A 12367-nucleotide genomic window follows, 5' to 3' on the forward strand; every position below is an offset into this window, starting at 1 on the left:
GCACCAGCACCAGCACCAGCACCAGCACCAGCACCAGCACCAGCACCAGCACCAGCACCAGCACCAGCACCAGCACCAGCACCGGTGCTAGGACTAGCGGCCATATCCAAGCGCCGATTGCATCAATGAGGAAAGAGAATTTACTGGGTCGTCACGGCACTTCGATCCGCGTGCCGCCCGTTGACCCATATTCGAATACCCTAGTCAGCCGGAATCGACTTGTCACGTGACAACTGCAGATTCCGGCGCCGTTGAGGCTCGCCAGTCGTTGACAAAACCGCATCAAAACTTCCAGAACAAGAACGAACCCGTGCGCCGAATCACCATTTCGATTTCTTGCCGCTCTCGACGCTAGAGTCCCCAACACTTCATTAGCGCCTCTTAGCGCATCCCCTCTCGAGCGAAGTTTTCATCAATTTTTATTTTTTCATCAGATTTCAAGTCCAAATAATTTTCTAGCCACTTGGCCGGCTTGTCACGTAACAACTACATCGATCAGAAAATTCATCTTTTCCTCAAACACTTTTCTGGACTTTTCAACAATAACTGCATATATTGCGCAAAACTCCTTGGAGGAATTTAATGGCTTTCAAGATCGCCGTCAGCAATCAAAAAGGTGGTACTGGAAAGACGACCATCTCCGTTAATATCGCGGCAGCCTTCGAGGCCGGCGGCAACCAGGTCGCCTTGATAGATGCCGACCCTCAAGGCACGTCGGTCAGATGGGTGACGAGCGGCGAAAATACGCTCCCGATGACAGTACTGTCGCTGGCCCCCGCCGGGCGCGGTATCGGGGGCGAGATCAAGAAGCAGGATGCGAATTTCGATGTAATCGTCGTCGACTGCCCGGGCAACCTCGAAGATCCACGCATTGCATCCGTGCTCGAAGTGGCGGACTTCTGCCTCGTGCCGCTGTCCCCGTCGCCGGCCGACCTGTATAGCACCGTCGCGATGATTCGCATGATCGAATCGATGCGTGCCGTTCGTAACCCGAATTTGTCTTCCGCGCTGATGCTGAATAGCGTCAATGGAAAAACTAAAATGCGTGAAGAAATTTTAAAAATTCTAAGGGCAGAAGAAATAGGGGAGCATCTGCTGGACAGCCAGATCGCGCAGCGCGAGGTTTACCGGCAGACGTTCGCCCTCGGCACCACGATCCATCACCACAATCGATACCTGAAGGGGCTGAAGGAAGCCCGCGCGGAAATCGAGAGACTGGTCACCGAAATGGCCCAATACATCGCGTCGACGCGCGCTACGGGAGCCGCTCATGGCTAAGGAAACATCGAAAGACAAGAAGCCGACCGGCAACCTGCATCTCGCTGCCGGCCTGCTGCGCGGGCTCGCGCAGGAAAATGCGGCGCTGGAAACGCGCCTGCCCGAACCGACACCGGCGTCCAATCCTGCAGTCGAAGCCGCGCCCCCCGCGGCCCCGACTGCCGCCACATCCGCCGACGCGCACGATCTCGGCGCGCCACAGAAGGTCGCGGTCAAGGACTGCATCCCGAACCCGTTCAACCCGCGCGTGTTCTATTCGGAGTCGAGCCTGCACGAGCTCGCGCTGACGCTGAAGCGGGAAGGGCAGATCGAGCCGATCAAGGTCACGCGGCTCCCGGAATTTCCCGGCAAGCTCGTCGTGATCGACGGGCAACGCCGCTTGCGTGCGACCAGCATCAATGGCGACGAGACGATCAACGCGACGTTCCGTACGGACCACACGCCCGAGCAGCTCTATACGATCGCGTATCGCGCCAACCACGACCACGAACGCCAGACGATTTTCGACGACGCGGTCGCATGGAAGCGTCTTCTCGATGAAAAGGTCTTCCCCGACCAGAACACGCTCGCGGAGAAGATCGGCAAGGACAAGGCATCGATCAGCAAGACGCTGTCGCTGAACGCGCTACCGAATACGCTGCTCGAACGGATGGCCAGCGCGAACGACGTGGTCGGCCTGCAGGCGGCGTACTTCCTCAAGCTGATCTTCGAGCGCCTGGGCGAACCGGCCGCCGATCGGCTGCTTACGGCGGTGATCGACCGGAAAAAGTCGGTACGCGACCTCGAGAATTTCCTGCGCGCGCAGAGCGACGGCAACAAGAAGACGGGGCGCACGCGCTACAGCGTTCGTCACGATTTCGCGCTCGAATCACGCGCGATCGGTCAACTGAAGACCTATCCGGACGGGCGCCTGGATCTGCAACTGAAGGGCGTCGATGCGTCCCACCAGGAATCGCTCGCCGACCGGCTCAAGACCGTGATCGACGCATATGTCGCCGAACTGGCGGTAGCGGCGCAAAAGTAAGCACCGCAGGCAAGGGCCTCGAACCTGCACGGCTCCGCGCAGCCGGACGAAGTCCGGCGCACGACGCATGCCAGACGCGAGGCCTCGAACAATCAGTTGGTCGCGAGGCTGCTTTTCAGCAGGAATTCCAGCAAGTCGTCGGAGGTCGGTTCGCCCCAGGTATCGAGCGCCAGCCAGCGGAAGAAACTGGTTTGCGCCAGCTTGCTCGCCTTCTTCTTCGGCGATAGCGTGAGGTCCTTCGAACCGGCTACCGTCTCGTTGTAGCGCTCGATCAGCTTGGTCTGGTCGTCGATCTCCAGTTCGCGGAAATACGCACCGGCTTCGTCGACCTTGGCGGCCAGGTATTTGTCGCGAATCTGTTCCTGCTTGCTCTGCGCGGATTCCTTCGCCGGGGCGGCCGTTTCGGTCCCCTGCCCGTCAGCCAGCGTATAGCCGTGCGTCAGCGCCTTGCGGAAATACGCGGCCACGTTGTCGATGGGCGCCGCGTTCTTCTTCGTAGTCCGATTGAGCGTATAGGCGATTGCCGCCTTGATGCGCTGCACGCCGTACTGCGTGATCAACCGGCGCGCTTCCGAACGCGGGATGCCGAACTTGGCGACCTCGTCGACGAGCGCTTCGTTCTTGACGTCACCTTCCTCGACCGTATCCGCGCTCTGCTTGCGCGTCACCTTGAACTGCACGGCCTCCACGCTGCGACCTGACTTGTGTTCGATCAGCTCGAGCGTGTGATCCGAAACTTCGTTCACCTCCTGAATGCATGGCACCAGGACCTTGCTCTTGAAGAGCTTGTACTCCTTGTAGGACTGCGATGCCTTGTCCTGACCGAGAATGAGATCGCGGAATTTCGGCAGCGGAATCTTCGCCGTGATGCCGATCCCTTCGTAGCGAACCGTGTTCTCCCACAGCGCGAGCGAATGCGAGCGCCGAAACTCGCGCGCGATCCGCATATCGATGAGCGCGTAGATCTCCGGATTGAGCAGCTCGCTGCGAATCTGGTCGGAGAAGCTGTACTTCAGCACCGATTGCTCGAGCTCGGCGCCGGCGAGCAGGCCCGACGCCTTCCACACCGTCGAGCGGTCCGCGGCAAGGTAGTCCCAGTTGACGACGGTACTGATCAGCGAGTTGACCGTGTCCTTCACGTACTTCGTGTTGTTGCTGTTCAACCCGCTCTCGTGCGAGAGCGCCGCGATCGAGATCGAGAAGCTCGTCCGGCCGGGCTCGAACGCTTCCTGACGAAGGGCGTTCTTGATCAGCGAGCTGAACATCTTGCGCTGCTGGAGACCGATCTTTCCGGACTTCGGAGCGATATGAATTGCCTGAACCGCCTTGCGCAGCAGATCGGGAGGCTCGGGCGTCTGAAATAGCGAAACCTGCTTGTCGGAGCCTTTGATTGCGGGCTTACGCGGCATCGTGATGTCCGGAGAAGGTGACCGTGTTGATGGCGGACTTTATACCTTTTCAAGCCAGCGAGCAACGCCTCTTTCTCCAGTATCACTTTCACTATATCTCCTAAGCTTTTGTTATAAAAAGAGAATAGGCTTTTTTTCGATCTGCACGAAGCCCCATATCCATATACCTTTCCGCCAAAAATAGCTCCCAAATCCTGCTACCTGTGCAGTTCGCCGTCAGGATCCGGCACGAGACTTGCCCAGCCGAAGGTACCCATTCATGGGAAACAATCAACCGGAACGGGATTTGCAAATCGGATTCGTGGTGCCCTGCAACACGATCCGCGCGCCCCCATAACAGGCTACCTTTAATGCTTCCCATGAATGGGTACCTGACGGGAGCCGCTGGTTTTGAGTTTTGTCTTCAACCGCGTCCAGCGAGCGAAAATACCCCCCATGGAGGACTACCTTGCGAATCCCCCACAGAAGGTAACCTTTCCCTCCCCCTGATCCTGTCTATGGGACTCCGCATCCCGAGAGCCGAGCAAAACGAGGTCACTCGGTCTGGGCAGGCACCCATAACGGGCTACCTGAAGTCCATCCCATAACCGGCAACCTCACATAAAATGCTGTGACGGGAGCCGTCGATGGATCAGGAAGAAGGCACCATAAATGGCTACCAAAGGATTCCCCCATAGAAGGCTACCTGAAGCATTTCCGCGCCGAAATCCCATAACAGGCTACGCGTACCCCATATCCACAACCCTCATTTCCCACACCTTGGTACCCGATTCCCCAAATCCACAGACCTGAAGCCCCATACTCTTCCGCCTGTGCTCCCATAAATGGGTACCGAACACCCGCCAAACCCTTGCCAGACAAGGCTCTGAGCCGCCTAAAAGTAGTTAAAGAAGTAAACGTTGTTTACAAAAGATGTAAACACACGTGTGCCTGTGCAGAAACACAACCCCCATAAACCGCTACCAAAGCGAGTCAGCCGGCTCGGTACGCACAGCAATCCGGGTCTTCGACCTGTGCAACCGTTGATATTTGCCTTCACTCTGCAAGGCTCCCCAGGCTCAACAAGGCTTTCCACGGAGGTGAGTACCCACTCACAAGGACGCAAACGTAGAAACTTATGGGAAGAAATCAGCGTTTGCGGGACATAGGTACCCGCGTATGGGATCAAAAAATGCCTGTCACGGCCCGTCTCGAACCAAGGATTACCCGTAGTGATCGATTCCTGCGGCCCACACAAGAACATCGCCAGTTTCCTTCCCGACAGTGAGAAATCGCGGAAACCAGCTCGCAAGTGGATTTTTTGTCGTCTGTGCCTGGGCTTCCGTGGATAAGTCTTCGGCTATCGCATGTGGGTCGAGCCGGCGCTTTTCAAATCGCCGGCCTGTGCACTGACGAAATCAGCCGGCCTCTTTGCGGGCATTTGGCCTCATAGATTTCTACCTTTGGACTGTACCGAAATCGGTACTGTGTCGCGATCGGCGAGACAGCACCCGCCGGGCGGCTCAACCGCGAACGTGAGGCGGTCGCCATCGACGAAGCTCACCCGCATCGGATCCGCGCTCGAATCCCGAATATCCTCACCGTCGGAAAATGTCGAGTCCTGTAAAAGCTCACCGACAAGTTGTTCCGCGGATTGGCAAACCGAGTGCGCGACGCCATCGCGCCAGATGCGCCCGCCCAATGGAAACGCTGTGACGATACGCGCAGCGCAGGACGTACCGGCATCGTCGTCGCACAGGCTCAAGGCTCGTCGCGACACCGAGGCGGTGACGAACCTTTCGCCTTCGCACTGCAGGTGCATCGTGCGATGCCTGCGCACAATCGTGAACGAATGTGGCTCGAAGCATTCACCGCTGCGGCGACGACGTCTCGGCCCGCACACGTCATCTCCCACAAGTGGTAACGAAGAGCGCCGACAGGTAACCATGCATGCAGCGAGCGGTTACCCGATCGTTCGCTTTGCATCGTGTGGACATGCAGGGGATCGCGTCGAACTCGGCACCGGACCAAGCGTGCCCGTTTATGGGATGAACCGCCGATCGCGCGACCACGAATCACAGCCAGGCATACAGACCCGCAAGTCCATAGGTGATCCCCGTTCATGAAGCGACGATCACGTTGCGCGAGCGGCCAATTCCACGGGTGAAACGGCGAGCCTCATACGAGTGCACGACATGCGGAAACGGACCTCGCCGGCATCGGCCACCTGCATCGTATCGACGGAATAATCCGGTTCGTCACATGGCTGCCGCGGTCATGGTCGTCGCGTGAGCTTCGCGCCCGATGCATCGTTGTGGTCCCCGCGACACGACCTCTCCCATACGTGTATCCCCAACATTGTGCACACGATGACGCCACATTTTTTGCAACGCGGTTATGATGCAAAGGCCCTGGTCGCAACATGAAAACCGACCGGGGGCAGGGGCGGTATCTCAATGCACTTTCATTCCGTGATCAATCAGAAAAGAGAGCTCAGCGATGCGAATCCAGATCAGAAAACTCACGCTGGCTGCTACGGCAGCAGCCTTCCTCTTCGGCTCCGCCGCTCCGGTGTTCGCGCAGACTGACGCCGCCAGCGCACCGGTCGCCCAGGATGCGAAGGCCGCGAAGCGTGAGGCGCGCAAGGCAGCACGGGCACAACGCAAAGCCGAACACAAGGCTGCACGCGCGAAGAACACCGCCGAACTGAAGAAACTCGAAGACGCTGGTTACAAGCCGGCGGCCAACGATCCGAACTATCCGCAGAACCTGCAGAAGGCCGAGAAGAAGGCGGGCGAAGCCGCTGGCGCCAGCCAGTAAGCGCCGTTCGCGACAAAGACCCCGGCTCGAACCGGGGTTTTTCGTTTGTGCTGTGCAAACACGCTGCGCGTCGTGGCTACCATGCAGGTAGCACATCCGTATCAATTGCTTCGATATCCTCTGTATTTTGGTCGACAGAGTCGATATCTGAGCGCGACGCCCAGCATATTCATATCCGGGCCGCCGCAACGCGCTCGAAACCCGCACCTGCTGACCACCCGCAGCCGGCATAGTCAGTGCCGCGCGTCCGCCGCCGCGTTCCCCGCCGTTTTCAGCCAGCCCTTGAATGCCCGCACCGCTTCGTCTTCCGCGCGCGCAGCCGCCACGTAAGTGAAATAGCGCCACGGCGGCAGTGCCGGTTCGCTAAACGGTTGCACCAGCCGCCCTTCGGCAATGTCGTCGGCGACCAGCGCGATCGGCCCCATCGCGACGCCGAGGCCGTCGAGCGCGCCTTGCAGCGTCAGGTAGAAATGCTCGAGCGTGAGCGAGTGCCGCGGCACCAGATTCGCGTGCCCGGCCGCCGCGAGCCATTCGGGCCACATGCCGGGATAGGTTGCCGCATGCAGCAGCGTGAAGCCGGCGAGATCTGCCGGTGTACGCAACGGCCGGCCCTCGAGCAGCTTCGGCGCGCATACGGGCAACCGGACTTCGGACAGGAATTCCTCGGCGACGTATCCGTCGATCGCCTGCGGGCCGCCGCGGACGATTAGGTCGACCTTGTCGCGCAACTTCTCGATCGGCTCGTTCGACGTCGACAGCCGCACCTCGATGGCCGGATGAGCAACCTGGAACGACGACAGCTTCGGCACGAGCCAGCGCAGCGAGAACGTCGCGGGCGCGCTGACGCGCAGCACGCGTTGCTGCCCCTGGCCGAAATGCTGCGCGGTGGCGAGGGCGATCCGGTCGAACGATGCGCCAACCTCGGCGAGATACGCGCGACCGGCATCGGTCAGCTCGACCCGCCGGTTGTGCCGTTCGAACAGCGGCCGGCCGAGCCATGCCTCCAGCTGCTGGACATGCCGGCTGATCGCGCCGTGGGTCACGCACAGCTCATCGGCGGCAAGCGTGAAACTGCCGAGCCGGGCCGCGGCTTCGAACGCGCGCAGCGAATTCAACGGAGGGAGTCGTCGGGCCATTTCATCGTTTCGCGTGAATTTTACTCACATGAATGCTCAGATTTAATCGTTTGATCGGGCGATTTTGCTCCGCCAATATGGCACACAAACGGCCGATGTGGTCGCAGTACGTGTCTGAATTTCTCACATGGAGTATGGAGCATGCCGAACGTGGTGGTAGTGGGCGCCCAATGGGGTGACGAAGGCAAGGGGCGCGTCGTGGACTGGCTGGCGGCGCAGGCCGATCTGGTCGCACGCTACAACGGCGGCCACAACGCGGGCCATACGCTGGTCGTCGGCGACAAGACGTACAAGCTCGCGCTGCTGCCGAGCGGCATCGTGCGCGGCAAGCGCGGGGTGATCGGCAACGGCGTGGCGCTCGATCCCGAGGCGCTGCTGGCCGAGATCGGGCGGATGGCCGAGCTGGGGCTGTCGGTGACGCCCGACAATCTGTCGATCGCGGAGAACGCCACGCTGGTCCTGCCGATTCACCGCGCGATCGACCAGGCGCAGGAGCGTCTGCGTCGCGAACCCATCGGCACCACGTTGCGCGGGATCGGGCCGGCCTATGAGGACAAGGTCGGGCGCCGCGGGTTGCGGGTCGCCGATCTGGCGGAACCGGGCCGGCTTGCCGACAAGCTCGACGTGCTGGTCGATTACCACAATGCATGGTTTCGTGGCCTGGGGCTCGAACCGTGCTCGCGCGACGCGATGCTGGCAACGCTGATCGACATCGCGCCGAAGATCCTGCCGTTCGTGCGTCCCGTGTGGGCCGACCTCAACGACGCGAGCGACCGCGGCGAGCGCATCCTGTTCGAAGGCTCGCAGGCCGTGATGCTCGACATCGACTGGGGCACGTATCCGTTCGTGACATCGTCGGGCACCGTTGCATCGGCCGCGGCGGCCGGCACCGGGCTCGGCGCGTCGAAACTCGGCCACGTGCTGGGCGTGACCAAGGCGTACGCGACGCGCGTCGGCGGCGGCCCGTTCCTCACCGAACTGACCGACGCCACGGGCGAAACGCTGCGCGCGCGCGGGCAGGAGTTCGGCGTCAACACCGGCCGGCCGCGCCGCTGCGGATGGCTCGATGCCGCGCAGTTGCGGCAGGCCGTCCGGATCTCGGGAATCGATTCGCTTGCGCTCACCAAGCTCGACGTACTCGACGGCTTCGCGTCGATCGAGCTGTGCGTGGGCTACGAGCTCGATGGCGCACGCGTCGACCATCTGCCCGCGAGCCTCGATGCGCAAGCGCGTGCGATGCCCGTCTACGAAACGTTCGCCGGGTGGGACGGCACTGTGAAGGGCGTGCGCGAGCGTGCGGCGTTGCCGCGTGCCGCGCAGGATTTCATCGCGCGCGTCGAGATGGTCGCGGGCGCGCCCGTGTCGATGATCACGACCGGCGCCGAGCGCGACGACACGATCGTGATAAGCAACCCCTTCGAGCAGGGCTGAGCGCGACGCGCACGTGCAATGCGTGCGCGGCAGGCCGCCGCCGTCCGGCCTGTATCGATCCGCTACCGGTCGTCCTTGGATGGGGCTTATCGCGTGTACAAGAGCCCGCCGCAGCGGCACACGGCAAACTGGACACGCCTGCACCGCTGCGGTACTGTTCCGCACAATTCGCGCCAGACCGGACCGTGCCGGGGCGGGCGCCGCTGCGAAGCGATTTCAATCCCGGGGACATGTCGATGGACACGCTACAGATGATGCGCATTTTCGTCCGGGTGGCGGAGGAGGGCAGCTTCACGAGCGCGGCCCAGCGCCTGGACATCACCACCGCCTATGCGTCGCGTTCGGTCGCGCAACTCGAAACGCATCTGCGCACGCGTCTGCTCAACCGGAGCACGCGCCGCATCGCGTTGACCGATGCCGGGCAACGCTATCTCGACCGGTGCCAGCGCATCCTCGGCTATATCGACGAAGCGGAAGCCGAGGCGGCGGACGCGCAGGCGAAGCCGTCGGGGCGCCTGCATGTGCATGCGACCACAAGTTTCGGCCAGGCCTACGTGGTGCCCGCGGTCGTGCGATACCGGCAGCGCTATCCGTCGGTGGCGGTCGAACTTACGCTATCGCAACACGTGCCCGACATCATCGACGAAGGTTACGACGTGTCGCTGCAGCTGAGCACGACGGAGCTGCCCGACTCGGGCCTGGTGTCGCAGCGGCTCGGCGATGTTCATAGCGTGCTGTGCGCGTCGCCCACTTACCTGAACGAGCGCGGCACGCCGCGCACCGTGCGCGATCTCGAAGCGCATTCGTGCCTGCAGATCGTCACGCCGATCTTTCCTCGCGACCGCTGGCATCTCGACGGCCCCGACGGTCGCGAGACATTCGAGCTACCGCTGCCGGACTTCCAGGTGAACATTGCCGACGCGCTCGGCGCCGCGCTGCGCGCTGGCCTTGGGATCGGTTCATTGCCGATGTCGAGCGCGGTGCCCGCACTGGCGAGTGGCGCGCTGGTGCGCGTGTTGCCCGAGTACCGGCTGCAGAAGCTGATGGTCTACACGCTGTATGCGTCGCGCCAGTACCTCGACGCGAAGATTCGGACGTTCGTCGATTTCCTGCGGGAATGCGTGCCCGAAATGCTGGCTGCCGACGAGGCCGCGCTGCGCGCTTGCTGCGAGTCCTGAACGAAAGTGGACGACGTGTGCCCGCTTGAATGACGCGGCACACGTGACGCAGCCCATGAATCGACGTTGGTCCGTACCGGATAATTTGCATTCCGAACTTGACGGCGCCATGCGGACGTCAAGCCGGTCTGGTTCTCTCCGTTCGATGCGCGCGCCGCGTTCGAGAATCGCTCGGTCGACGCGTGGATCATCTGGGATTCGCTTCTCGCCGTCGTCCAGCAGGCGTTGGGCGCGAGCATCGTCGCGGATGGCACGGGGCTCGTCGAGAACCGTAGTTACTACTTCGCGTCGCGCTCTCATGCGCAGCGCAATGCCGACGTGCTGGGTGTTGCCGTGGCCGAGCTGACGACGGTCCAGCGATGGCTCGATGCGAATCGCGCGCAGGGTGCGGCCGAGTTTTCGAAACCGTGGGGCATTCCGGAGCCGGCCGTGGCGTTCGCGTTCCGCCGTGCGCGCTTTGGCGTCGAACCCGTGACGCGCGAGACGCTCGCGTACCAGCAGCACATCGCGGACATGTTCTATCAGGCGGGCATCCTGCCGAAACGCATGGACGTCGGCCAGGCGGCGCCGCCCACGCTCGCGTGGCGAATTCGTATCCGCAAACGACAACGCCACGGCTGCAGATCCGTGGCGTTTCGCTTTGCGTGCATCGCTGCACGGCAGCGGCGGGTGCCTGCTGCGGTATTACTGCTGCTGGCCCCACAGCGTGCGCCCGAAGAACGTCAGCGTGCGATCCCACGCGATCTGCGACCACACCGGATCGAACTGCGTGCCGCCGATGCGGCCGGGGCCGACGGCCGTTTCGTTCGCGAACGCGTGATGCGCGAGATAGCGGTGGAATTCGATGCCGACCTTCGCATCGATCAGCTTCTTCTCCAGCGCATCGACCTGATCGATCGCGAAGAACGCATCCTGGGTACCCCAGTGACCCATCAGCGGCACCTTGATCTTCGACGGATCGAGGTAGTCGAGCGGAGGCAAGCCGTACCACGTGACGCCGGCATCGACATCGGCGAACTGCAGCGACAGCAGCGTGAGTGCGCCGCCCATGCAGAAGCCGGTGACCGCCACGCGCGACGCGCGCGTCTTCAGATATTGCACTGCGCCCGGGATGTCCTGCGACGCGGCGTCGCCGAAATCGAGGCCGGTCATCAGGTGGTGCGCTTCTTCCTCCTCGACCGTCGACTTGCCGCGATACAGGTCGGGTACGAGCGCGAAGTAGCCGCAGCGCGCGAGACGATCGGCAACGCCGCGGATCTGGTCGTTAAGGCCCCACCACTCCTGGATGACGACGACCGCGGGTGCACCTTCGGTCTTTTCGGGCGTCGCGAGGTAGCCCTGCAGTTCCTGGCCGTCGGGGCGGCGAAACGTGATCATGGAACCGGATGTTTGAGACATGAAACCGCTCCTTTTCGAAAAATGCGATGAGTGCGGCATCGGGTCGGCCAGCGAGTGCGTATGCCCGGTGACTCGAGGTTTCGCTCGCGTTCGCTTCGGCCGGCGCCGACCACGCGGCCATTCTATGCGCAAACGCCGGCCGTCTGCGTGAACGGGGCGGGGCGGCGGCCGAGCCGCGCTTGCACATCGATCGCGCGTCGTTCAGACCGAAGGTCGGAGGCACGGAAAACGAAACACCCCGCCCCGATGAACGGGAGCGGGGTGTTGCGTGACAGCGCGCGTATCGAGATACGCGCCGCGTGCGTCGGTCTTACTGACCGAAATAGACCGAGTCGCGAGCGGTTTGCTTGACCGCGATCACGCGGCCGGCACGCACGCCGGCGGCGGCTTGTGCGCCGTAGCCCGTTGCGTCGCTGTTCGTCACGCGTGCCTGCGCGGTTTGCAGCGCATTCGGATAGTGGGCGTCGGACACTTCCGGCTTGTAACCGGCTTGCTCGAGCTGCACGAGTTCCGCGCGGACCTGGGCGCGCGTCAGTTCGCCCGATGGATTCGACTGGGCGAATGCGCCAACGGATGCGGTAAGGGCGGTGGCAGCGGCGACTGCGTAGATGAACGACTTCATGGTGACCTCCGGTTTTCGTAGATTTCGCGCTTCGCTTGTTGCGTTCAGCGGTTGATTGCATCGTAGCGATCGCGATACCGGTCGGAAATAGG

The 12367-nt window shown here is 62.0% G+C and carries 10 protein-coding genes; 5 read left to right on the top strand and 5 right to left on the bottom strand.

All coding sequences use genetic code 11. The features are described from left to right. The first annotated feature begins 582 nt into the window (after positions 1-582). Both SB786_RS34055 and SB786_RS34060 read left to right on the top strand, forming a co-directional pair. Positions 583-1278 carry an AAA family ATPase gene (locus SB786_RS34055; RefSeq protein WP_410731289.1) on the top strand — a complete coding sequence of 232 codons (696 nt, stop codon included), beginning with the start codon at positions 583-585 and terminating at the stop codon, positions 1276-1278. Further along, on the top strand, positions 1271-2302 hold the full coding sequence (locus SB786_RS34060; RefSeq protein WP_410731290.1) for a ParB/RepB/Spo0J family partition protein: 1032 nt from the start codon (positions 1271-1273) through the stop codon (positions 2300-2302). Before SB786_RS34055 ends, SB786_RS34060 begins: the two co-directional genes overlap by 8 nt. 92 nt (positions 2303-2394) lie before the next feature. On the opposite strand, the gene SB786_RS34065 is transcribed toward SB786_RS34060, so the two are convergent. Further along, positions 2395-3711 carry a replication initiation protein gene (locus SB786_RS34065; protein WP_006759641.1) on the bottom strand — a complete coding sequence of 439 codons (1317 nt, stop codon included), beginning with the start codon at positions 3709-3711 and terminating at the stop codon, positions 2395-2397. A gap of 1426 nt (positions 3712-5137) precedes the next feature. Continuing rightward, positions 5138-5512 (bottom strand): hypothetical protein, encoded by a 375-nt coding sequence (locus tag SB786_RS34070; RefSeq protein ID WP_410731291.1) that lies wholly within the window; start codon positions 5510-5512, stop codon positions 5138-5140. A 677-nt stretch (positions 5513-6189) separates the two neighbouring features. Here SB786_RS34070 and SB786_RS34075 point away from each other — a divergent pair. After that, the gene (locus tag SB786_RS34075; RefSeq protein ID WP_006759642.1) at positions 6190-6510 is read left to right on the top strand and encodes a hypothetical protein; all 321 of its coding nucleotides are present in this window, start codon (positions 6190-6192) and stop codon (positions 6508-6510) included. 233 nt (positions 6511-6743) lie between these two features. On the opposite strand, the gene gcvA is transcribed toward SB786_RS34075, so the two are convergent. Next, on the bottom strand, positions 6744-7646 hold the full coding sequence (gcvA, locus tag SB786_RS34080) for a transcriptional regulator GcvA (protein WP_410731292.1): 903 nt from the start codon (positions 7644-7646) through the stop codon (positions 6744-6746). A 141-nt stretch (positions 7647-7787) separates the two neighbouring features. Between gcvA and SB786_RS34085 the strand changes: the two genes are divergently transcribed. Further along, a complete protein-coding gene (locus SB786_RS34085) occupies positions 7788-9077 on the top strand; it encodes an adenylosuccinate synthase (protein ID WP_410731293.1) in 1290 nt (429 codons plus the stop codon). 236 nt (positions 9078-9313) lie between these two features. Beyond that, positions 9314-10255 carry a LysR family transcriptional regulator gene (locus SB786_RS34090; RefSeq protein WP_410731294.1) on the top strand — a complete coding sequence of 314 codons (942 nt, stop codon included), beginning with the start codon at positions 9314-9316 and terminating at the stop codon, positions 10253-10255. 684 nt (positions 10256-10939) lie between these two features. Here SB786_RS34090 and SB786_RS34095 read toward each other — a convergent pair. Both SB786_RS34095 and SB786_RS34100 read right to left on the bottom strand, forming a co-directional pair. After that, the gene (locus tag SB786_RS34095) at positions 10940-11653 is read right to left on the bottom strand and encodes a dienelactone hydrolase family protein (protein ID WP_410731296.1); all 714 of its coding nucleotides are present in this window, start codon (positions 11651-11653) and stop codon (positions 10940-10942) included. A gap of 310 nt (positions 11654-11963) precedes the next feature. Beyond that, positions 11964-12275, bottom strand: a complete 312-nt coding sequence (locus tag SB786_RS34100) for a DUF4148 domain-containing protein (protein WP_410731297.1) — start codon at positions 12273-12275, stop codon at positions 11964-11966. Between the last annotated feature and the right edge of the window lie 92 nt (positions 12276-12367).

This window comes from Burkholderia sp. SIMBA_062, assembly GCF_046534765.1.
GTDB classification, from domain to species: Bacteria; Pseudomonadota; Gammaproteobacteria; order Burkholderiales; family Burkholderiaceae; genus Burkholderia; species Burkholderia ambifaria.

Excerpts from the sequence above, each read along its gene's own strand:
- SB786_RS34055 (WP_410731289.1), top strand. The coding sequence starts at position 583 with ATGGCTTTCAAGATCGCCGTCAGCAATCAAAAAGGTGGTACTGGAAAG.
- SB786_RS34060 (WP_410731290.1), top strand. The coding sequence starts at position 1,271 with ATGGCTAAGGAAACATCGAAAGACAAGAAGCCGACCGGCAACCTGCAT.
- SB786_RS34065 (WP_006759641.1), bottom strand. The coding sequence starts at position 3,711 with ATGCCGCGTAAGCCCGCAATCAAAGGCTCCGACAAGCAGGTTTCGCTA.
- SB786_RS34070 (WP_410731291.1), bottom strand. The coding sequence starts at position 5,512 with ATGCACCTGCAGTGCGAAGGCGAAAGGTTCGTCACCGCCTCGGTGTCG.
- SB786_RS34075 (WP_006759642.1), top strand. The coding sequence starts at position 6,190 with ATGCGAATCCAGATCAGAAAACTCACGCTGGCTGCTACGGCAGCAGCC.
- gcvA (WP_410731292.1), bottom strand. The coding sequence starts at position 7,646 with ATGGCCCGACGACTCCCTCCGTTGAATTCGCTGCGCGCGTTCGAAGCC.
- SB786_RS34085 (WP_410731293.1), top strand. The coding sequence starts at position 7,788 with ATGCCGAACGTGGTGGTAGTGGGCGCCCAATGGGGTGACGAAGGCAAG.
- SB786_RS34090 (WP_410731294.1), top strand. The coding sequence starts at position 9,314 with ATGGACACGCTACAGATGATGCGCATTTTCGTCCGGGTGGCGGAGGAG.
- SB786_RS34095 (WP_410731296.1), bottom strand. The coding sequence starts at position 11,653 with ATGTCTCAAACATCCGGTTCCATGATCACGTTTCGCCGCCCCGACGGC.
- SB786_RS34100 (WP_410731297.1), bottom strand. The coding sequence starts at position 12,275 with ATGAAGTCGTTCATCTACGCAGTCGCCGCTGCCACCGCCCTTACCGCA.